15 protein-coding genes and 1 tRNA gene are annotated in these 22,446 nt (G+C 66.8%); 2 read left to right on the forward strand and 14 right to left on the reverse strand.

The window, feature by feature from the left end:
- Positions 1-188: 188 nt before the first annotated feature.
- From tuf to rpsL, 4 genes are all read right to left on the reverse strand, one after another.
- Positions 189-1,382 (reverse strand): elongation factor Tu, encoded by a 1,194-nt coding sequence (gene tuf / locus AB0447_RS00305; RefSeq protein ID WP_150209233.1) that lies wholly within the window; start codon positions 1,380-1,382, stop codon positions 189-191.
- A gap of 151 nt (positions 1,383-1,533) precedes the next feature.
- A complete protein-coding gene (fusA, locus tag AB0447_RS00310; RefSeq protein ID WP_366474141.1) occupies positions 1,534-3,663 on the reverse strand; it encodes an elongation factor G in 2,130 nt (709 codons plus the stop codon).
- Positions 3,664-3,702: 39 nt separating this feature from the next.
- On the reverse strand, positions 3,703-4,173 hold the full coding sequence (gene rpsG / locus AB0447_RS00315) for a 30S ribosomal protein S7 (protein ID WP_053731192.1): 471 nt from the start codon (positions 4,171-4,173) through the stop codon (positions 3,703-3,705).
- A 2-nt stretch (positions 4,174-4,175) separates the two neighbouring features.
- Complete coding sequence (gene rpsL, locus AB0447_RS00320) at positions 4,176-4,547, reverse strand: 30S ribosomal protein S12 (RefSeq protein WP_007265893.1); 372 nt, start codon at positions 4,545-4,547, stop codon at positions 4,176-4,178.
- 320 nt (positions 4,548-4,867) lie between these two features.
- Here rpsL and AB0447_RS00325 point away from each other — a divergent pair, with 320 nt between their 5' ends.
- Positions 4,868-7,336, forward strand: a complete 2,469-nt coding sequence (locus tag AB0447_RS00325; RefSeq protein ID WP_366474142.1) for a YfhO family protein — start codon at positions 4,868-4,870, stop codon at positions 7,334-7,336.
- Positions 7,337-7,618: 282 nt separating this feature from the next.
- Here the strand turns inward: AB0447_RS00325 and AB0447_RS00330 are convergent, their stop codons facing one another.
- The 10 genes from AB0447_RS00330 to AB0447_RS00375 form a co-directional block, all read right to left on the reverse strand.
- Positions 7,619-11,518: a DNA-directed RNA polymerase subunit beta' gene (locus tag AB0447_RS00330; RefSeq protein WP_366474143.1), complete on the reverse strand. Its 3,900-nt coding sequence runs from the start codon at positions 11,516-11,518 to the stop codon at positions 7,619-7,621.
- Between the two features lie 100 nt (positions 11,519-11,618).
- The gene (gene rpoB, locus AB0447_RS00335) at positions 11,619-15,101 is read right to left on the reverse strand and encodes a DNA-directed RNA polymerase subunit beta (protein ID WP_366474144.1); all 3,483 of its coding nucleotides are present in this window, start codon (positions 15,099-15,101) and stop codon (positions 11,619-11,621) included.
- A 553-nt stretch (positions 15,102-15,654) separates the two neighbouring features.
- Positions 15,655-16,038, reverse strand: coding sequence for a 50S ribosomal protein L7/L12 (gene rplL, locus AB0447_RS00340; RefSeq protein ID WP_366474145.1), 384 nt, complete (start codon positions 16,036-16,038; stop codon positions 15,655-15,657).
- A gap of 110 nt (positions 16,039-16,148) precedes the next feature.
- Entirely contained in the window at positions 16,149-16,679 is a 531-nt protein-coding gene (gene rplJ / locus AB0447_RS00345; protein ID WP_030026650.1) for a 50S ribosomal protein L10, read from the reverse strand.
- A 245-nt stretch (positions 16,680-16,924) separates the two neighbouring features.
- The gene (locus AB0447_RS00350) at positions 16,925-17,788 is read right to left on the reverse strand and encodes an LppX_LprAFG lipoprotein (RefSeq protein WP_366474146.1); all 864 of its coding nucleotides are present in this window, start codon (positions 17,786-17,788) and stop codon (positions 16,925-16,927) included.
- A gap of 170 nt (positions 17,789-17,958) precedes the next feature.
- Complete coding sequence (gene rplA, locus AB0447_RS00355; protein WP_366474147.1) at positions 17,959-18,687, reverse strand: 50S ribosomal protein L1; 729 nt, start codon at positions 18,685-18,687, stop codon at positions 17,959-17,961.
- Between the two features lie 112 nt (positions 18,688-18,799).
- The gene (gene rplK, locus AB0447_RS00360) at positions 18,800-19,234 is read right to left on the reverse strand and encodes a 50S ribosomal protein L11 (RefSeq protein ID WP_361606070.1); all 435 of its coding nucleotides are present in this window, start codon (positions 19,232-19,234) and stop codon (positions 18,800-18,802) included.
- A gap of 185 nt (positions 19,235-19,419) precedes the next feature.
- The gene (nusG, locus tag AB0447_RS00365) at positions 19,420-20,328 is read right to left on the reverse strand and encodes a transcription termination/antitermination protein NusG (protein WP_366474148.1); all 909 of its coding nucleotides are present in this window, start codon (positions 20,326-20,328) and stop codon (positions 19,420-19,422) included.
- An 84-nt stretch (positions 20,329-20,412) separates the two neighbouring features.
- Positions 20,413-20,694 carry a preprotein translocase subunit SecE gene (gene secE, locus AB0447_RS00370; RefSeq protein WP_150212225.1) on the reverse strand — a complete coding sequence of 94 codons (282 nt, stop codon included), beginning with the start codon at positions 20,692-20,694 and terminating at the stop codon, positions 20,413-20,415.
- 105 nt (positions 20,695-20,799) lie between these two features.
- Positions 20,800-20,872: transfer RNA gene (locus tag AB0447_RS00375), tRNA-Trp, on the reverse strand.
- 224 nt (positions 20,873-21,096) lie between these two features.
- Between AB0447_RS00375 and AB0447_RS00380 the strand changes: the two genes are divergently transcribed.
- Positions 21,097-22,323: a pyridoxal phosphate-dependent aminotransferase gene (locus AB0447_RS00380; protein ID WP_366474149.1), complete on the forward strand. Its 1,227-nt coding sequence runs from the start codon at positions 21,097-21,099 to the stop codon at positions 22,321-22,323.
- The last annotated feature ends 123 nt before the right edge of the window (positions 22,324-22,446 follow it).

The following is a 22,446-nucleotide window of genomic DNA, read 5'->3' on the forward strand; positions in this document are numbered from 1 at the left end:
CAGCCTGTCCGGATCTATGCGCCCGGAGCCTCTCACAGGCGTTTCCCAGGCCATGCGGGGGCCCCGGCCTTGCGATGGGCGCAGCCGGGAATGGCGAAGGGCCCCGCCCCCTCGCCGAAGCGAGGGGACGGGGCCCTCCCGTCAAACATGGTGCTCGCAGACGAGCTACCAGGTCAGAGCACGAATACTTACTTCGTGATCTTGGTGACCTGGCCGGCGCCGACGGTCCGGCCACCCTCACGGATGGCGAACTTCAGGCCCTCCTCCATGGCGACCGGCTGGATCAGCGCGACCGTCATCTCGGTGTTGTCGCCCGGCATGACCATCTCGGTGCCCTCGGGGAGGGTCACGACGCCGGTCACGTCCGTGGTACGGAAGTAGAACTGCGGGCGGTAGTTGTTGAAGAACGGGGTGTGACGGCCACCCTCGTCCTTCGACAGGATGTAGGCCTGGGCCTCGAACTCGGTGTGCGGGGTGACCGAACCGGGCTTGATGATGACCTGGCCGCGCTCGACGTCCTCGCGCTTGATGCCACGGAGGAGCAGACCGACGTTCTCACCGGCCTGGCCCTCGTCGAGCAGCTTGCGGAACATCTCGATACCGGTGACCGTGGTGGTGGTCTTCTCTTCCTTGATACCGATGATGTCGACGGTCTCGTTGACCTTCAGGACACCACGCTCGATACGGCCGGTGACGACCGTACCGCGACCGGTGATCGTGAAGACGTCCTCGACCGGCATCAGGAAGGGCTTGTCGGTGTCACGCGGGGGGGTCGGGATGAAGTCATCCACGGCCGACATGAGGCCGAGGAGCTTCTCGCCCCACTCCTTGTCACCCTCGAGGGCCTTGAGCGCCGAGACCTGGACGACCGGGACGTCGTCGCCCGGGAAGTCGTACTCGGACAGGAGCTCACGGACCTCGAGCTCGACGAGCTCCAGGATCTCCTCGTCGTCCACCATGTCGGCCTTGTTCAGGGCGACGACGATGGAGGGGACGCCGACCTGGCGGGCCAGGAGCACGTGCTCCTTGGTCTGCGGCATCGGGCCGTCGGTGGCGGCGACCACGAGGATGGCGCCGTCCATCTGCGCGGCACCGGTGATCATGTTCTTGATGTAGTCCGCGTGACCCGGGCAGTCGACGTGGGCGTAGTGACGCGCCTCGGTCTGGTACTCGACGTGCGCGATGGAGATGGTGATACCGCGCTGGCGCTCCTCAGGAGCCTTGTCGATCTGGTCGAAGGCCGAGGCCTCGTTCAGGTCCGGGTACGCGTCGTGCAGCACCTTGGTAATGGCGGCCGTGAGGGTCGTCTTACCGTGGTCAATGTGACCGATGGTGCCGATGTTGACGTGCGGCTTAGTCCGCTCGAACTTCGCCTTCGCCACGGGGGTCCTCCTGGAGAGTGGTTCTGTACGCCTTACTCATCGGCGCCAGGTGATCTTTGCTGGGATGCCGGCTCCTCCGGGGCAACGAGAGGGTTTGCTCCTGTTGCCCCAGAGGCTCCGGTGACAAGCCTAAAGCGTGTACTCGGGAGAGTTACTCGCCCTTGGCCTTCGCGATGATCTCCTCGGCGACGTTCCGGGGAACCTCGGCGTAGGAGTCGAACTGCATCGAGTAGCTGGCGCGACCCGAGGTCTTGCTGCGGAGGTCTCCGACGTAGCCGAACATCTCCGAAAGAGGCACGAGGCCCTTCACGACGCGAGCGCCGTGACGCTCCTCCATGGCCTGGATCTGGCCACGGCGGGAGTTGATGTCGCCGATGACCTCACCCATGTAGTCCTCGGGCGTGGTGACCTCGACGGCCATCATCGGCTCAAGGAGCACGGGGGAAGCCTTGCGCGCGGCCTCCTTGAAGGCCTGCGAACCGGCGATCTTGAAGGCGAGCTCGGAGGAGTCGACCTCGTGGTAGCCACCGTCGAGAAGCGTGACGCGAACGCCCGTCATCTCGTAGCCGGCCAGGATGCCGAACTGCATGGCCTCCTGCGCACCGGCGTCGACCGAAGGGATGTACTCCTTCGGCACGCGGCCACCGGTGACCTTGTTGACGAACTCGTACGCCGGACCATCGGCGTCCGTGATCGGCTCGATCGCGATCTGCACCTTGGCGAACTGACCGGTACCACCGGTCTGCTTCTTGTGGGTGTAGTCGTGACGCTCGACGGCCTTGCGGATCGTCTCGCGGTACGCGACCTGCGGCTTGCCGACGTTGGCCTCGACCTTGAACTCGCGCTTCATACGGTCGACCAGCACCTCGAGGTGCAGCTCGCCCATACCGCCGAGGATGGTCTGGCCCGTCTCCTCGTCCGAGTGAACGTGGAAGGAGGGGTCCTCCTCCGCGAGACGCTGGATGGCGACACCCAGCTTCTCCTGGTCACCCTTGGACTTGGGCTCGATGGCGACCTGGATGACCGGAGCCGGGAAGTCCATGGACTCCAGGATCACGGGTGCCTTGTCGTCACACAGCGTCTCACCGGTGGTGGTCTGCTTCAGGCCCATGACGGCGACGATGTCACCGGCGCCCACCGCGTCGATCTCTTCACGCTTGTTGGCGTGCATGCGGTAGATCTTGCCGATGCGCTCCTTCTTGCCCTTGACGGAGTTCAGCACCGAGGTGCCGGCCTCCAGGCGGCCCGAGTAAACCCGGACGAAGGTGAGCTTGCCGAGGTGCGGGTCGCTCATGATCTTGAACGCCAGAGCCGCGAGCGGCTCCTCGTCGGAAGGCTTGCGCTTCACGACGACCTCGGCGTCCCGGACGTCGTGGCCCTCGATGGCCTCGATGTCCAGCGGCGACGGCAGGTAGCGGACGACAGCGTCGAGCAGGGGCTGAACACCCTTGTTCTTGAACGCCGTGCCACAGAACACCGCGGTGATCGTGGCGCCCTTGCCCTTGCCGGAGCCGATGATGATGCGACGGACGGCGGCGTGCAGCTGCTCCACGGACGGCTCTTCGCCACCGAGGTACAGCTCCATGATCTCGTCGTCGTTCTCGGCGACGGCCTCGATCAGCTTGCCGCGCCACTCTTCAGCAGCCTCGGTGTGCGTGGCCGGGATGTCGACGATGTCGTACATCTCGCCCTTGGTCGCCTCGGCGGACCAGACGAACGCCTTCATGGTGACCAGGTCGACGACACCCTGGAAGTCGGCCTCGGCACCGATCGGGAGCTGCATGACGATCGGAACCGCGCCAAGGCGGTCCTTGATCATCTCGACGCAGCGGTGGAACTCGGCACCGGTGCGGTCCAGCTTGTTCACGAAGCAGATGCGCGGCACGCCGTAACGGTCGGCCTGACGCCACACCGTCTCGGACTGCGGCTCCACACCGGCGACACCGTCGAACACGGTGACGGCACCGTCGAGGACGCGGAGCGAACGCTCCACCTCGACCGTGAAGTCCACGTGACCGGGGGTGTCGATGATGTTGATGGTGTGGTCGACGTCCTCGAGCGGCCAGTGGCAGGTCGTCGCGGCGGACGTAATCGTGATGCCGCGCTCCTGCTCCTGCTCCATCCAGTCCATCGTGGCAGCGCCGTCGTGGACTTCACCGATCTTGTACGAAACACCGGTGTAGAACAGGATTCGCTCGGTGGTGGTCGTCTTGCCCGCGTCGATGTGGGCCATGATGCCGATGTTGCGCACCTTGGCCAGGTCAAGCGAAGTGGTAGCCATATCGGCTCAGTCTTCTCTCGGTCTCGATGTGGGTTGCGACTACCAGCGGTAGTGCGCGAAGGCCTTGTTGGACTCGGCCATCTTGTGCGTGTCCTCACGCTTCTTGACGGCAGCGCCAAGACCGTTGGAGGCGTCGAGCAGCTCGTTCATGAGGCGCTCGGTCATGGTCTTCTCGCGGCGGGCGCGGGAGTAACCCACGAGCCAGCGCAGCGCGAGGGTCGACTGGCGGCCCGGCTTGACCTCAACCGGAACCTGGTAGGTCGCGCCACCGACACGGCGGGACTTGACCTCGAGGGAGGGCTTGACGTTCTCCAGCGCGCGCTTCAGCGTGATGACCGGGTCGTTGCCGGTCTTCTCGCGGAGGCCTTCCATGGCGCCGTAGACGATGCGCTCGGCGGTGGAGCGCTTGCCGTCCAGGAGGATCTTGTTGATGAGCGAGGTCACCAGAGGAGAGCTGTAGACCGGGTCGATGATGACCGGGCGCTTCGGGGCGGGGCCCTTACGAGGCATTCTTACTTCTCCTTCTTGGCGCCGTAGCGGCTGCGGGCCTGCTTGCGGTTCTTGACAGCCTGGGTGTCAAGCGCACCGCGGATGATCTTGTAACGAACACCCGGCAGGTCCTTCACACGGCCACCACGCACGAGCACGATCGAGTGCTCCTGCAGGTTGTGTCCCTCACCCGGAATGTAAGCGGTGACCTCGATGCCGGAGGTCAGACGCACACGCGCGACCTTACGGAGCGCCGAGTTCGGCTTCTTCGGGGTGGTCGTGAACACACGCGTGCAGACACCACGACGCTGGGGCGAAGCCTCAAGCGCGGGCGTCTTCGTCTTCTCGACCTTGTCCTGCCGGCCCTTACGGACCAGCTGCTGGATCGTAGGCACTACTTCTCCGGTTTCTGTGTGCCGTTCGTAAAACTAACCTGGAACTTCGCCGACCCACGCGGTCGGGTGTGTCGGACCCGGCAGACTCCCGCAAAGCGCGGAAACGTACTCGGATCGCGGCGGCCGCTTCGGCTCGCATGCGGTTGATGGACACGCACAGGAGCCCAGGCACACCCCAGGCACAAGGTCTGAGCGTACCTACCGCATCCACTCCGGTCAAAACAAATGGCCTCGCCGCCGAAGCGGCCCTGCTGGACCCCCTGAAGGGCCGCATAAACTACCCGAACAGGCCATCCTACCGAGCTTCAGGGAGTCCCACATTGGCGAGCCGGATCCAGCGGCTGTACGCGCCCCTGCTCGCCTTCGCCCTCACCTCGGCCGCGTTCTGCACGGCCTGGGTGCTGCGCGGCAGCTTCCCCTTCGGGAACACCGGGCGGGCGATCAACGACCAGGCCAACCAGTACGTGCCCTTCCACCGGGCGCTCTGGGACCTGGTCCACGGGCAGGCCGCCGGCGATGTCCTGTTCACCTGGCGCGGCGGCTTCGGACAGCAGTTCCTGTCCGACTACTACACCTACCTCGGCAATCCCTTCTCCTGGCTGGCCGTACTGGTCCCGCGGGCCCACGTGGACCTGGCGGTGTTCGCGATCACCCCGATCACCATGGGGCTGGCCGCCGCGGTGATGGCCGTCTACCTGGGCCGGCTGGTACCGGGCCCGTGGTGGCAGCGCGGGGTGCTGGGGGCGGCGTACGGCCTGTGCGGGTGGGCGCTCAGCGACGCCTCGTACATCCCGATGTGGCTGTGGGGCCTGGTCGCCCTGCCCATGCTGGGGATCGCCGTGGAGTATTGCCTGGAGGAACGGCGCTGGCCGGCCGCGACCCTGCTGGTCTCGCTCGCCTGGCTGGGCAACTTCTACACGGCGATGATGGCGACGATGGCGGCCTGCGTGTTGCTGGGCATCCGTCTCATCACTCGGGACATGACCGGCAGGCAGCGGCTGCGCGCCCTGTTCCGGGCGGCCACCGCCGCGGGCACGGGCATACTCCTGACCCTTCCGCTGCTCCTCCCGTCCTTCCTCTCCAGCGGGGCCGCCCAGCCCACCAAGGTCGCCGATTTCAACCCGCAGCGCCTGGACGTGTTCCTCACCGGCATGCTGCCCGCCACCCACCTGTGGGGCGGCCGCCCGCGGCTCTACATCGCCTCGCTGGGCCTGATCCTGGCCGGGTCCTTCCTCCTCAACACGAACATCGCGAAGAAGACCCGCCTGGTCTGGGGCCTGGCCGTCGTCCTCGTCGCGGCCTCGTTCCAGTTCCCGCCCACCCAGTACGTCTGGCACGGCCTGGCGGTGCCGAACGGCAACCCGTACCGCGAGGCCTTCGTGTTCAGCGGGATGCTGGTGATCCTGGCCTGGCTGGCACTGGCCAACCGGCCGCGCCCGCTGCACCTGGCGATCACGGCCGGACTGCTGGTCGCGGCCACCTTCCTGCTCCGCAACACGAACGACTTCGCCGTCGAGACCTGGTACGCCGTCCTGGGCGGCGGCGCGCTCTCGCTGCTGGCCCTGGTCCTGCTCGGCATGGGTGAGCGGCGCCGCGTCCTGATCCCGGTCGCCGCCGTCCTGATGATCACCGTGGTGTTCGCCGAGTCCGCCCTGTCCGCCTTCAACGCGGACGAGAAGCGGGGGCGGGAGCGGTGGGCGAAGCCGGCCGTCACCTCGAGCCAGTCGATCACCAACCACTTCGAGGCCGTCCGGTACGTGGACGGCTGGCCCGCATACCGAACCGACTCGGGCAAGCCCCAGACCTCGTACAACGACGCTCTGGCCCTCCAGGCCGAAGGCCCGCAGTACTACAGCAGCTACCTGCCCGAGGCCACGTACCGGACCCTCGAACCGCTGGGCTACGGCTACAAGAACGACGGCCGGACCTTCTTCGGCGCCGACAACCCGGTCCTGGACGCGATCTTCTCGATCGGCGCCCGGGTCAGCCCGGTCCCGGGCGAGAAGAACGCCTGGACCGGCCGGAAGTTCCCCACTCCCCCGCTGGTGACGGTCCGCGACCGCTCCTTCGCCTCTCCCGCCCCGGCCGGCAGCGTCTGGGCGAACCAGGAGAACGTCCTGGGCGCCGCCGTCTACCAGGTCCCCCGCACCACCCGTACGGGCAGCGCCCAGGAGCAGAAGTACGCGGCGGTCTGCAAGCCCGGCTCCGAGGCGTACTGGTACTCCCCCGCCCTCTACGGCACCCTCGCCTCCGGCGGCACCGACCACCGCATCGAGGACCGTATGACGGGCGTCCTGAAGCTCGGCACGGTCCCGAAGGACGGCCGCGTGGACGTCACCGTCCGCACCAGGAGCCAGGACCACGCGCCCGAGCACCCGATCGGCTGCCTGGACCGCACCCGGCTGGCCGCCACCGTAGAAGGCCTGGTCAAGACCGGCGCCACCGAGGTCAAGGCCGGCGGCCACAGCATCGAGGCCACCCTCCCCCAGGGCACCACGGGCACCGCGGTCTTCGCCATGACGGCCGTCCCCGGCTGGCAGTGCTCGGCCCCGCTCAAGCCCTTCCACGGCCTCGTCGCCCTCGACCTCCCCGCGGGCGAGAACAAGGTCTCCTGCACCTTCACCCCGAAGGGCTTCCTCCCCGGCCTGGCAGCGGCAGGCCTGGCCCTGCTGGCCCTGATCACGGTGACGGCCCTCGGCGCCCGCCGCCGCAGGGCGGGCAGCACGGTCCGAATCCCCGGCCCGACCACCGGTTCTCCCGCCCGCACGGCCGCCCGGTCAGTACATTGACCGCCCGGAACGATCGGGGCTCGGTCCGGGCCTCCCACGGATTCGGCATGTCTCCCGGCCGGCGCCGGCTGGAGTCCCCCTCCGTGAACGTGCGCCGGTCGCCTGCGTACGCAGCGGATACCGCGACGTACCCCGGCTGCTGACGGGCGAGCCGGAACGCTCCGCCCGGCCGGTCGCCCGTAAGTTCGACTCCAGCCCTGTCTCACGTTCCCGGGCTGAGAACGCCGCAGGGCGGTCACCCCGTGAAGGGTGACCGCCCTGTGCTTACTACTGCCTGCGACCTCAGCCGTTGTACGGGCCGTAGTCGTAGTCCTCCAGCGGGACAGCCTGGCCGGAGCCGGTGCCGAAGGGCGAGTAGTCGATGTCGTCGTAGCCGACGGCCGAGTACATCGCGGCCTTCGCCTCCTCGGTGGGCTCCACCCGGATGTTGCGGTAGCGGGACAGACCCGTACCGGCCGGGATGAGCTTACCGATGATGACGTTCTCCTTGAGGCCGATCAGGGAGTCCGACTTGGCGTTGATCGCCGCATCGGTCAGAACCCGGGTCGTCTCCTGGAAGGACGCCGCCGACAGCCAGGACTCGGTCGCGAGCGAGGCCTTGGTGATACCCATCAGCTGCGGACGGCCGGAGGCGGGGTGACCGCCCTCGGTGACCACACGACGGTTCTCGGTCTCGAACTTCGACCGCTCCACGAGCTCGCCCGGAAGCAGCTCGGCGTCGCCGGACTCGATGATCGTCACGCGGCGCAGCATCTGCCGGATGATGATCTCGATGTGCTTGTCGTGGATCGACACGCCCTGCGAGTTGTACACCTTCTGGACTTCGCCGACCAGGTGGACCTGGACCGCGCGCTGGCCGAGGATGCGGAGCACGTCGTGCGGGTTGGTGGCACCCGCGGTGAGCTTCTGGCCCACCTCGACGTGGTCGCCCTCGGAGACCTCGAGGCGCGCACGCTTCGAGATCGGGAACGCGGTCTCGTCCGAACCGTCATCGGGGGTGATGACGATCTTCTTGGTCTTCTCGGTCTCCTCGATCCGCACGCGGCCGGCGGCCTCGGAGATCGGGGCGACACCCTTCGGAGTACGGGCCTCGAAGAGCTCGACGACACGCGGCAGACCCTGGGTGATGTCGTCACCGGCCACACCACCGGTGTGGAAGGTACGCATCGTCAGCTGGGTACCGGGCTCACCGATGGACTGGGCGGCGATGATGCCGACCGCCTCACCGATGTCGACCAGCTTGCCGGTGGCGAGCGAGCGGCCGTAGCAGAAGGCACAGGTGCCGACCGCGGACTCGCAGGTCAGGACCGAGCGGGTCTTGACCTCCTCGACGCCGTTGGCGACCAGGGCGTCGATGAGCACGTCGCCGAGGTCCACGTTGGCCGGCGCGATGACCTTGCCGTCGATGACGACGTCCTCGGCCAGCATGCGGGCGTACACGGAGGTCTCGACGTCGTCGGCCTTCCGCAGGACGCCGTCCTCGCCGCGGACGGCGATCTTCAGCTTCAGACCGCGCTCGGTGCCGCAGTCCTCCTCACGGATGATCACGTCCTGCGAGACGTCCACCAGACGACGGGTCAGGTAACCCGAGTCGGCGGTACGCAGGGCGGTGTCGGCCAGACCCTTACGGGCACCGTGGGTGGAGATGAAGTACTCCAGCACCGACAGACCCTCACGGAACGAGGCCTTGATCGGACGCGGGATGGTCTCGTTCTTCGCGTTCGACACCAGACCGCGCATACCGGCGATCTGCCGCATCTGCATCATGTTTCCTCGGGCACCCGAGTCAACCATCATGAAGATGGGGTTGGTCTTGGGGAAGTTCGCGTTCATCGCCTCGGCAACCTCGTTGGTCGCCTTGGTCCAGATCGCGATGAGCTCCTGCGTGCGCTCGTCCTTGGTGATCAGACCGCGCTCGTACTGCTTCTGGACCTTCTCGTCCTGCGCCTCGTAGCCCGCGACGATGGCCTTCTTGGCCTCGGGCACGACGACGTCGGAGATGGCCACGGTGACACCGGAACGGGTCGCCCAGTGGAAGCCGGCCGCCTTCAGGTTGTCGAGCGTCGCCGCCACGATGACCTTGGGGTAGCGCTCCGCCAGGTCGTTGACGATCTCGGAGAGCTGCTTCTTGCCCACCGAGTAGTCGACGAACGGGTAGTCCTCGGGCAGCAGCTCGTTGAAGAGCGCACGGCCCAGCGAGGTCTTCAGACGGAAGCTGTCGCCCGGCTGGAACTCCTGCTCACCCTCCTCCGCGACCGGGGGGACCCAGCCGCGCGGCGGGATGGTGCCCACCGGGAAGCGGATGTCGACCTGCGACTGCAGCGCGAGCTCACCGGCGTCGAACGCCATGATCGCCTCGGCCGTGGAGCCGAAGGAACGGCCCTCGCCCTTGGTGTCGCGCAGCTCACCGTCGGTGGTCAGGAAGAACAGACCGAGGACCATGTCCTGGGTCGGCATCGTGACCGGACGGCCGTCGGCCGGCTTGAGGATGTTGTTCGAGGACAGCATCAGGATGCGGGCCTCGGCCTGCGCCTCCGCGGAGAGCGGCAGGTGGACGGCCATCTGGTCACCGTCGAAGTCCGCGTTGAACGCGGTGCAGACGAGCGGGTGGATCTGGATGGCCTTGCCCTCGACCAGCTGCGGCTCGAAGGCCTGGATGCCGAGGCGGTGCAGCGTGGGCGCACGGTTCAGCAGCACCGGGTGCTCGGCGATGACCTCTTCGAGGACGTCGTACACGACGGTGCGGCCGCGCTCGACCATGCGCTTGGCCGACTTGATGTTCTGCGCGTGGTTCAGGTCGACCAGGCGCTTCATCACGAACGGCTTGAAGAGCTCCAGCGCCATGGCCTTGGGCAGACCACACTGGTGCAGCTTCAGCTGCGGACCGACGACGATCACGGAACGCGCGGAGTAGTCCACACGCTTACCGAGAAGGTTCTGACGGAATCGGCCCTGCTTGCCCTTCAGCATGTCGCTGAGGGACTTCAGCGGACGGTTGCCGGGGCCCGTGACCGGGCGACCACGACGGCCGTTGTCGAAGAGGGCGTCGACCGCCTCCTGGAGCATCCGCTTCTCGTTATTCACGATGATCTCGGGGGCACCGAGGTCGAGCAGACGCTTCAGACGGTTGTTGCGGTTGATCACACGGCGGTACAGGTCGTTCAGGTCGGAGGTCGCGAAGCGGCCACCGTCCAGCTGCACCATCGGACGCAGGTCCGGCGGGATGACCGGCACGCAGTCCAGCACCATGCCCTTGGGGCTGTTGCTGGTCTGCAGGAACGCGGAGACGACCTTGAGGCGCTTGAGCGCACGGGTCTTCTTCTGGCCCTTGCCGGTACGGATGATCTCGCGGAGGCGCTCGGCCTCCTCCTCCAGGTCGAAGGACTCCAGGCGCTTCTGCAGCGCCGCGGCACCCATCGAGCCGTCGAAGTACGTGCCGAAGCGGTCACGCAGCTCGCGGTAGAGGAGCTCGTCGCCCTCCAGGTCCTGGACCTTGAGGTTCTTGAAGCGGTTCCAGACCTCGTCCAGGCGGTCGATCTCGCGCTGCGAACGGTCGCGCAGCTGCTTCATCTCGCGCTCGGCACCCTCGCGCACCTTGCGGCGCACGTCGGCCTTGGCACCCTCGGCCTCGAGCTCGGCCAGGTCGGTCTCGAGCTTCTTGGCACGGGCCTCGAGGTCGGCGTCGCGGCGGTTCTCGATCTGCTGGCGCTCGACGGAGACGTGGGCCTCCAGCGACGGCAGGTCGCGGGTGCGGCGCTCGTCGTCCACGAACGTGATCATGTACGCGGCGAAGTAGATGACCTTCTCGAGGTCCTTCGGCGCGAGGTCCAGCAGGTAGCCCAGGCGCGACGGGACGCCCTTGAAGTACCAGATGTGGGTAACGGGAGCGGCAAGCTCGATGTGGCCCATGCGCTCACGGCGCACCTTGGCGCGCGTGACCTCGACGCCACAGCGCTCACAGATGATGCCCTTGAAGCGGACACGCTTGTACTTGCCGCAGTAGCACTCCCAGTCCCGGGTCGGACCGAAGATCTTCTCGCAGAAGAGTCCGTCCTTCTCGGGCTTGAGCGTGCGGTAGTTGATGGTCTCCGGCTTCTTTACCTCGCCGTGAGACCAGGTACGGATGTCGTCCGCGGTGGCAAGGCCGATCCGCAGCTCGTCGAAGAAGTTGACGTCGAGCACTGTGCGTCAATCCCTCTTTCGGGGTCGTGTCTCTTGATCAGTGGTCTGAAACGGTCCCGGGGACGGCGGGGGCTCCTCGTGGGAGCCCCCGCCGGGCCCGTCAGACCTCTTCGACGCTGCTCGGCTCGCGCCGGGACAGGTCGATACCGAGCTCCTCCGCCGCGCGGAAGACGTCCTCGTCGGTGTCGCGCATCTCGATGGACATGCCGTCCGAGGACAGCACCTCCACGTTGAGGCAGAGCGACTGCATTTCCTTGATGAGCACCTTGAAGGACTCGGGAATGCCCGGCTCGGGGATGTTCTCGCCCTTGACGATGGCCTCGTAGACCTTCACTCGGCCGGTGACGTCGTCGGACTTGATGGTCAGCAGCTCCTGGAGGGCGTAGGCGGCGCCGTACGCCTCGAGCGCCCACACCTCCATCTCACCGAAGCGCTGGCCACCGAACTGCGCCTTACCACCCAGCGGCTGCTGCGTGATCATCGAGTACGGACCGGTCGAACGCGCGTGGAGCTTGTCGTCGACCAGGTGGTGGAGCTTGAGGATGTACATGTACCCGACCGAGATCGGGTCCGGGAACGGCTCGCCGGAGCGGCCGTCGAACAGGCGCGCCTTACCGGAGGGGAGCACCATGCGCTCGCCGTCGCGGTTCGGGATCGTGTGCTGCAGCAGGCCGGCCAGCTCGTCCTCGCGGGCGCCGTCGAACACCGGGGTGGCGACGTTGGTGCCGGGGGCGACCTGGTCGGCGCCGATGGCCTGCAGGCGCTGGGCCCAGTCGTCCGCGAGGCCGGAGACGTCCCAGCCGCGGCTGGCGAGCCAGCCGAGGTGGATCTCCAGAACCTGTCCCGGGTTCATTCGGGACGGGACACCGAGCGGGTTGAGGATGATGTCGACCGGAGTTCCGTCCTCGAGGAACGGCATGTCCTCGATGGGCAGGATCTTCGAGATGACACCCTTGTTGCCGTGGCGGCCGGCGAGCTTGTCACCATCGGTGATCTTGCGCTTCTGGGCGACGTAGACGCGGACCAGCTGGTTCACGCCCGGAGGAAGCTCGTCGCCCTCCTCGCGGTCGAAGACGCGGACGCCGATGACCTTGCCGATCTCACCGTGAGGGACCTTGAGCGAGGTGTCACGCACCTCGCGGGCCTTCTCACCGAAGATCGCGCGGAGCAGCCGCTCCTCCGGGGTCAGCTCGGTCTCACCCTTCGGGGTGACCTTGCCGACCAGGATGTCGCCGGCGACGACGTCCGCACCGATGCGGATGATGCCGCGCTCGTCGAGGTCCGCGAGGACCTCCTCGGAGACGTTCGGGATGTCCCGGGTGATCTCCTCGGGGCCGAGCTTGGTGTCACGGGCGTCGACCTCGTGCTCCTCGATGTGGATCGAGGAGAGGACGTCGTCCTGCACGAGGCGCTGCGACAGGATAATCGCGTCCTCGTAGTTGTGACCCTCCCACGGCATGAACGCCACGAGCAGGTTCTTGCCGAGGGCCATCTCGCCCTCTTCGGTGGCCGGGCCGTCGGCGAGAACCTGGTTCTCGACGATCCGGTCACCCTCGTTGACGATCACCTTCTGGTTGACCGAGGTGCCCTGGTTCGAGCGGGAGAACTTGGCGACGCGGTACGTGGTGTACGTGCCGTCGTCGTTGGCGACGGTGATGTAGTCGGCCGAGACCTCCTGGACCACACCGTCCTTCTCCGCCTTGATCGAGTCGCCGGCGTCGACCGCACAGCGGTACTCCATGCCGGTGCCGACGAGCGGGGCCTCCGCCTTGATGAGCGGAACGGCCTGGCGCATCATGTTCGCGCCCATGAGGGCGCGGTTGGCGTCGTCGTGCTCCAGGAAGGGGATCATCGCGGTCGCGACGGACACCATCTGGCGCGGGGAGACGTCCATGTAGTCGACGTCGTCGCCGGCGATGTAGTCGATCTCGCCGCCACGACGGCGGACCAGCACGCGGTTCTCGGAGAAGCGCATGTCCTCGTCCAGGCGCGCGTTGGCCTGGGCGATGACGAAGCGGTCTTCCTCGTCGGCGGTCAGGTAGTCGACGTCGTCGGTGACGACACCCTCGACGACCTTGCGGTACGGGGTCTCGACGAAGCCGAACGCGTTGACGCGGCCGTAGGAGGCGAGCGAGCCGATCAGACCGATGTTCGGGCCTTCAGGGGTCTCGATCGGGCACATGCGGCCGTAGTGCGACGGGTGAACGTCACGGACCTCGAAGCCGGCCCGCTCACGGCTCAGACCACCGGGGCCGAGCGCGGAGAGACGGCGCTTGTGGGTCAGACCGGAGAGCGGGTTGTTCTGGTCCATGAACTGGGACAGCTGGCTGGTGCCGAAGAACTCCTTGATGGAGGCGACGACCGGCCGGATGTTGATCAGGGTCTGCGGCGTGATCGCCTCGACGTCCTGCGTGGTCATCCGCTCGCGGACGACGCGCTCCATACGAGCCAGACCCGTGCGGACCTGGTTCTGGATGAGCTCGCCGACGTTGCGCAGACGACGGTTGCCGAAGTGGTCGATGTCGTCGGTCTCGACGACGATCGAACGGCCCGACTCACCGATCGTCTCGGTCTCGCCCGCGTGCAGCTTGACCAGGTACTTGATCGTCGCGATGACGTCGTCGGTGGTGAGCACGCCGGCGTCCAGCGGCTCGTCCGCGCCGAGCTTCTTGTTGACCTTGTAGCGGCCGACCTTGGCCAGGTCGTAGCGCTTCGGGTTGAAGTAGAGGTTCTCGAGCAGCGTCTGCGCGGCCTCACGGGTCGGCGGCTCGCCCGGACGCAGCTTGCGGTAGATGTCGAGCAGCGCGTCGTCCTGGCCCTGGGTGTGGTCCTTCTCCAGGGTGGCGCGCATGGACTCGTACTCGCCGAACTCCTCGAGGATCTGCTCGGTGGTCCAGCCGAGAGCCTTCAGGAGGACGGTGACGGACTGCTTGCGCTTGCGGTCGATGCGGACACCGACCATGTCGCGCTTGTCGACCTCCATCTCCAGCCAGGCACCCCGGGACGGGATGATCTTGGCGGAGAAGATGTCCTTGTCGGACGTCTTGTCGATGGAGGAGTCGAAGTAGACACCCGGGGAGCGCACCAGCTGTGACACCACGACACGCTCGGTGCCGTTGATGACGAAGGTGCCCTTGTTGGTCATGAGCGGGAAGTCGCCCATGAAGACCGTCTGAGACTTGATCTCTCCGGTCTCGTTGTTCGTGAACTCGGCCGTGACAAACAGGGGAGCCGCGTACGTGAAGTCGCGCTCCTTGCACTCGTCGACGGAGTTCTTCGCCGGCTCGAAACGGTGGTCGCGGAAGGTCAGCGACATCGACCCGGAGAAGTCCTCGATCGGCGAGATCTCCTCGAAGATCTCTTCCAGACCGGACTTGGTGGGGACGTCCTGTCCACTCTCGAGAGCCGACTCGACGCGAGCCTTCCAGGCGGCATTCCCGAGCAGCCAGTCAAAGCTCTCGGTCTGCAGCGCCAGGAGGTTCGGAACCTCGAGGGGCTCCTTGATCTTTGCAAAGGAGATGCGCAGCGGGGCAGTGCTGGCGCCAGTGTTCGTATTGGTCGAGGCGTTGCGCGAGGCGGCCAAGAGGGGGTCCTTCCGAGGGCTCGGACTCACTACGCGCGTACCGGTCCCAGCCGACACAGAAGACAGAGGCTGTTGATCTGGTCAAAATGCCAGGTCAGAGGCGTTCAGTCAGTGTGCTCTAGCGTGGGCATGCCCCTGGCGACGGGCAGGGGGCAGCTAACAGGCAGCGCAAAGGGTCAGTGTAGCCACTTGGCTCACTGATGTCCAGGCCAGGATTCTGGAGTCCGGCAACAGGCCTTCCCCTTGTTGTTCAACGCTGCGGCCCTCGTACACAGAGCGCGTATCAGTACTGCCCTCTTCGTAGTCGATCCATGCCTCGGATCCGGATCGAGCTGCTCGACCTCACGACGGGTCTGAGAATTGCGCGCCGCGTGCCGTTCGTCAAGGCCCCCTGCTCCGTGCGGATCACCTTGGGACCCGGCAGCAGGACAACGAAGATCACCATACTCCTCAACGGGAGCAGGGCAAGCCAGGCACTTCGGATACGCCGAAGGGCGACCACCCGTATGGGTGATCGCCCTTCGTCAGAGGCCCTCAGGGAGCCTCAGAGGTGTTACTTGACCTCGACAGCCGCGCCGGCAGCCTTGAGGGACTCGGCGGCCTTCTCGGCGGCCTCCTTGTTGACCTTCTCGAGGACCGGCTTCGGGGTGCCGTCGACGAGGTCCTTGGCCTCCTTCAGGCCCAGGGAGGTCAGCTCACGCACGACCTTGATGACCTGGATCTTCTTGTCGCCCGCACCGGTGAGGATGACGTCGAACTCGTCCTTCTCCTCCTCGGCCTCGGCAACGACACCCGGGCCGGCGGGGCCGGCAACGGCGACGGCCGCGGCGGCGGTGACGTCGAACTTCTCCTCGAAGGCCTTCACGAACTCGGAGAGCTCGATGAGGGTCATCTCCTCGAACTGGGCGAGGAGGTCGTCCTGAGAGAGCTTCGCCATGATGGGCGATCCTTCCACTAATTCGGCAGGTGCCGGATGTATATAGAGGCGGGCGTAACGGCCCGCTACGACCCACGCACTAGGCGGCGTGGATCAGTGCGCGAGCCGAATTACTCGGCACCGCCCTGCTCGGCGAGCTTGACGCGAAGCGCTTCCGCAGTGCGGACGAACTTCGACGGCAGCGCCTGGAAGAGCGAGGCAGCCTGAGACTGCTTGCCCTTGAACGCGCCGGCCAGCTTGCTGAGCAGAACCTCGCGGGACTCGAGGTCCGCAAGCTTCTTGATGTCGTCGGCGGAGAGAGCCTTACCATCAAGGACACCGGCCTTGATGATCAGGTTCGGGTTCTCCTTGGCGAAGTCACGCAGAGCCTTCGCCGACTCCACCGGGTCACCGGTGATGAAGGCGACCGCGGTCGGACCAGCAAAGTGCTCGTCCAGCGCGGTGATCCCGGCCTGGTTGGCCGCAATCTTGGTCAGCGTGTTCTTCACCACGGCGTACTGGGCGTTCTCACCGAGGGAGCGACGCAGCGTCTTGAGCTGCGCGACGGTGAGACCCCGGTACTCGGTCAGCACGGCGGCGTTCGAGCTCTGGAACGCGTCCGTGAGCTCGGCTACCGATGCAGCCTTGTTGGGCGTCGGCATGGTGCGTTCGCCTCCTTCCGGGTGATGAGGACCGCTCAGAAGGGGCTGACATACAAAACGCCCCGGCGCAGGCGCCAGGGCGTAGCTCAACCGGATGAAATCCGGGAACTTTCCACAGTCACCTGCGCGGGTCGTCCGCATTCAACGGATCCTTCGGCCACCACACCCTTGCAGGCACGGCAACGACCAGCGGTCTTTGGCTTCTGTGGAACTGTACGTGAACAGGCTCGGGTCAGGCAAATCGCCTAGCTTCGGGCGTCCGCGGCACGCTTGGACAGCTCGGCCAGGTCCACGACCTGGTCGGCCGGCGGGGCGGTGATCTCGACGGGCTGGTTGTAGTCCGTGAACTTCATCGTCATGTCCAGCGGCCCCTGGGTGCCCTCACCCCGGGTGCGGACCTGCTTGGTGCGGTCGTTCCCGTCGATCCACATGTCCACGGTCAGGCTCTTGATGCCCTGCGCCTCGAGCTGCTTGAGCGACTTCTCCTGCCGCGCCTTGGCCTCGGGGGTGGCCGTGGCCATCGCCGCCTTCACCTCGTCGATGCTGACGGTGCCGGACAGGTGCGTGGTCTTCTGACCGTCGATGGTCTCTTCGCCCACCTTCTTCAGGTCCTTGGCCGTCTGCAGCTCGCCGGCCCGGTCCCCCGGGTTCTCGGCGCTGCTGCCGGCGCTGCTCAGCGCCTCCAGCTGCTTGGCGGCGTTCGGGTCGGCGCTCTTGAGGTCGAACTTCAGCCACTTGCTCTCGGCGCCCATGTACATGACGCCGTCGAGCAGGCGGATCTCGACGCTCTCGCCGGGCTTCTGCGGATGGGCCATCTTCATGGCCATCCCCACCGTCGGCTTCAACCGCATGGAGACCTCGCCGCTGACCGCCTGGCCCGCGGCGCTCCCGGACATGGTGTAGCGGACCGAGGTGAACTCCTCGGACTTCTTCTTCACCTTCTCCAGGTACGCGGCCGGCGCGACCTCGGTGACCCCGGTGCCGCCGTTGCCGCCGCCGTCCGCCTTGCCCCCGGCTTTGGTCTCGCCACAGGCGGTGGCCCCGCCCGCGAGGAGTACGGCCGCCAGTACGGCGCCGGCGGTCCTGGTCTTCTTCCGGTGCACGATCACGCTGTTGTCCCCACCCCGTATCGATCTTCCTTCGGGTCCGACGATACGCGGAGCCCAGGACAGTCTCATGTTTTTTCGCACGAAAACACGAAAACGGGCCCTTCGCCCCCTCGGAGAGGGAGCGAAGGGCCCGAGTTCAGCCACTCGGCGAGCCATCAGGCTCGACCCGGTCAGACAGCGGCCGGGTCCTCCTCGACGAGGAGGTTGCGGGTGCGGTTGGAGTCCAGCTGGATGCCGGGGCCCATGGTGGTGCTCAGGGCGGCCTTCTTGATGTAGCGGCCCTTCGCGGCGGACGGCTTCAGACGGAGGATCTCCTCCAGCGCCGCGCCGTAGTTCTCGACCAGCTGCTCATCGGAGAAGGAGACCTTGCCGATGATGAAGTGCAGGTTCGAGTGCTTGTCGACGCGGAACTCGATCTTGCCGCCCTTGATGTCCGTGACAGCCTTCGCCACGTCCATGGTGACGGTGCCCGTCTTCGGGTTCGGCATCAGGCCACGGGGACCGAGCACGCGGCCGAGGCGGCCGACCTTGCCCATGAGGTCCGGGGTGGCGACAACCGCGTCGAACTCGTTCAGGCGGTTGCCCTTGGCGATCTCGTCGATCAGTTCGTCGTTGCCGACGATGTCGGCGCCGGCGGCTTCCGCGGCCGCAGCACGGTCACCGGTCGCGAAGACCAGGACCCGGGCGGTCTTACCGGTGCCGTGCGGGAGGTTCACGGTGCCGCGGACCATCTGGTCGGCCTTGCGCGGGTCGACACCCAGGCGGAAGGCAACCTCGACGGTCGAGTCGAACTTGGTGGACGAGGTCTCCTTGGCGAGACGGACGGCCTCGAGCGGGGCGTACAGCTTCTCCCGGTCGATCTTGGCGTCCGCAGCGCGGAGAGTCTTGCTGCGCTTCACTTCTGCTCCTGTGTATGTGCTTCAGGCGTGGAGTCGTGGTGCGGGCCGGCGCTGGCCCTACCACTGGGGCGGTGTCCTCTTGCGGATACCGCCACCGGTTGATCGGGGCTGATCAGCCCTCGACCGTGATGCCCATCGAACGCGCGGTGCCGGCGATGATCTTCTCGGCGGCGTCGATGTCGTTGGCGTTCAGGTCGGGCATCTTGATCGTGGCGATCTCGCGGACCTGGTCACGCGTGAGCTTCGCGACCTTGGTCTTGTGCGGCTCGCCGGAGCCCTTCTCCACGCCCGCGCTCTTCAGGATGAGGCGCGCGGCCGGCGGAGTCTTGGTGATGAAGGTGAAGGAGCGGTCCTCGTAGACCGTGATCTCCACCGGCACGACCATGCCACGCTGCGACTCGGTCGCGGCGTTGTAGGCCTTGCAGAACTCCATGATGTTGACGCCGTGCTGACCGAGCGCGGGGCCGACCGGCGGAGCCGGGTTGGCCGCACCGGCCTTGATCTGGAGCTTGATAAGCCCCGTGACCTTCTTCTTCTTGGGAGGCATTGCTCTCTCCGGGTCCTAGTGAGAGTTTTCCAGCCGCCAACCGGTCATCCGGATGGAGGCATACCGCACCACGATAACGGGTATGGGTGCGGGGCTGAAAACCGAGCAGGTCAGACCGCCCGTGGAGGGCGTATCTGACCTGTCCGGAAGCTTTCGCTCAGAAGACGTGGATCACACGGTGTGGATCAGTTCTTCTGAATCTGGTCGAAGCTCAGCTCGACCGGGGTCTCGCGGCCGAAGATCTCGACGAGGCCCTTGACCTTCTTCGAGTCGGGGTTGATCTCGTTGATGGTCGCCTGCAGCGTCGCGAACGGGCCGTCGGTGACGGTGACCGAGTCGCCGACCTCGAAGTCCAGGACCTCGATCGTCCGCTTGACGGCGGGCGCCGGCAGGCCGGCAGCCTCGGCGGCAGCCTTCTCGGCCTTCTCCTTGGCCTCCGGAGCGAGCATCTTGACGATCTCGTCCAGGGTCAGCGGGTACGGGTCGTACGCGTTGCCCACGAAGCCGGTGACGCCGGGAGTGTTCCGGACGACGCCCCAGGACTCGTTCGTCAGATCCATGCGGACGAGAACGTAGCCGGGCAGCTTGTTCTGCCGGACGTTCTTGCGCTCGCCGTTCTTGATCTGGACGATCTCTTCCTCGGGCACCTCGGCCTGGTAGATGAACTCCTCGACGTTCAGCGAGACGGCGCGCTGCTCCAGGTTGGCCTTCACGCGCTTCTCGTAGCCCGCGTAGGTGTGGATCACGTACCACTCGCCGGGGAGCACGCGCAGTTCGTCGCGCAGGGCCTGGATGGGGTCGACGGGCTCGGCGGGCTCCTCCGGAGCCTCCTCGACCTCGGCCTCGGGCTCGGCGGCGTCCTCGTCGGCCTCGTCGGTGAGCTCGGCGTCCTCGTCGGCGTCGGTCTCGTCCGCGTCGGCCTCGGCGGCCTCGTCCTCGACGTGCAGCGCGGCTTCCTCAGCCGGCTCGCCGGCCTCGGCGTCGGCGGTCTCGGCCTCGTCGGGGTCCACAGCGTCCGCCGCCTCGACGATGTCGAGCTGGTCCTCGACGGACTCGACGGAGTCGGGGCTCACGTTCAGGTTCGGGTCAGACACGGTGGCGGCTTCTTCCTGGATACAAAAATGGGTGGAACATGCGAAAACGGGCGGCACCCATCAAGGCGCCGCCCTCCGCGGGGATCAGCCGAAGACGAACTTGATGGCTTCCTGGAACCCATAGTCAATCACGGTCACGAGACCGATCATGATGAGCACGAAGACAATCACCACGGTGGTGTACGTCGTGAGCTGACTGCGAGTGGGCCATACGACCTTGCGGAGTTCCGCCACGACCTGGCGGTAGAAGAGCGCGAGACGGCCCAGGGGGCCCTTCTTTCCGCGCTTGCCGCCCTTTCGGGCCTTCTTCTCGCGGGTCTCGTCCTCGGCGTCAGGCATGTCGATGGAGCCCAGGGCGTCCGTCACGTCTCTCACCTGAATCCGGGTCATGGCCGTGCCGCGCCCGGTTGAGCCGCACGGCGGTGCATCGAAGTACGTACCTGCGCACACATCCGGCGAAGGAGTGTGGAGCAGGGCCGGAGGGACTCGAACCCCCAACCGCTGGTTTTGGAGACCAGTGCTCTACCAATTGAGCTACGACCCTTTGCGTCCCCCAACCTACCGCATCCGAGCGAGTGCACGGAGTGCACGGCTCTCGAGCGGCTGCTGAGGTCCAACGACAGGTGAGTGTACGTGGTCCGAAGCCCGACGTCGAACAGCATTGATCCCCACACCAACTGGAGGTGTTCTGGAGACGCTCCGGAGGCGAACCGTCCGCTCTCTGAAACACGGTGCGGCGGCTGTTTTCCGTCTGGGACGATTGGCCCCATGACCTCTGCAACGCCTCCCACCGAGCGCCGGGTGTCCGCCCGTATCGGCGCCATCTCCGAGTCCGCCACCCTCGCCGTGGACGCCAAGGCCAAGGCCCTCAAGGCCGCCGGGCGCCCGGTGATCGGCTTCGGCGCGGGCGAGCCCGACTTCCCGACCCCGGACTACATCGTCGAGGCCGCGGTCGAGGCCTGCCGCGACCCGAAGTTCCACCGCTACACGCCGGCCGGCGGTCTGCCGGAGCTGAAGAAGGCCATCGCCGAGAAGACCCTGCGCGACTCCGGCTACCAGGTCGACCCGGCCGAGGTGCTGGTGACCAACGGCGGCAAGCAGGCCATCTACAACGCCTTCGCCGCCATCCTCGACCCGGGCGACGAGGTCATCGTCCCGGCCCCGTACTGGACCACCTACCCCGAGTCGATCCAGCTCGCCGGCGGTGTCCCGGTCGAGGTCGTCGCCGACGAGACCACCGGCTACCGGGTCTCCGTCGAGCAGCTGGAAGCCGCGCGCACCGAGCGCACCAAGGTCGTCCTGTTCGTCTCCCCGTCCAACCCGACCGGTGCGGTCTACAGCGAGGCCGACGCGAAGGCGATCGGCGAGTGGGCCGCGGAGCACGGCCTGTGGGTCCTCACGGACGAGATCTACGAGCACCTGGTCTACGGCGACGCGAAGTTCACCTCGCTGCCGGTGCTGGTGCCCGCGCTGGCCGACCGCTGCATCATCGTCAACGGTGTCGCCAAGACGTACGCGATGACCGGCTGGCGGGTCGGGTGGGTCATCGGCCCGAAGGACGTCATCAAGGCCGCGACCAACCTGCAGTCGCACGCCACCTCCAACGTCTCCAACGTGGCGCAGATCGCCGCGCTGGCCGCCGTCTCGGGCAACCTGGACGCCGTCGCGGAGATGCGGAAGGCCTTCGACCGCCGCCGCCAGACCATGGTGCGGATGCTGAACGAGATCGACGGGGTGGTCTGCCCGACCCCCGAGGGCGCGTTCTACGCGTACCCGTCGGTGAAGGGCCTGCTGGGCAAGGAGATCCGCGGCAAGCGCCCGCAGACCTCCGCCGAGCTCGCCTCGCTGATCCTGGACGAGGCCGAGGTCGCCGTCGTACCCGGCGAGGCCTTCGGCACCCCCGGCTACCTGCGCCTGTCCTACGCCCTGGGCGACGAGGACCTGGTCGAGGGCGTGTCCCGGATCCAGAAGCTGCTGGCCGAGGCGAAGGCCTAGAGGACGCCCCGGAGCGGCGCCGACCCGAACGGGTCGGCGCCGCTCCGGCATTTCTGGGCCCTGCCTGCCGGCCCCGCCGGCGTTTGAGCCGCGGGCCCGGGGCGGAGCCCCGCGCCTTCCAGC

Origin of the sequence: Streptomyces sp. NPDC051211, from assembly GCF_040689505.1 — a bacterium.
Taxonomy (GTDB): domain Bacteria; phylum Actinomycetota; class Actinomycetes; order Streptomycetales; family Streptomycetaceae; genus Streptomyces.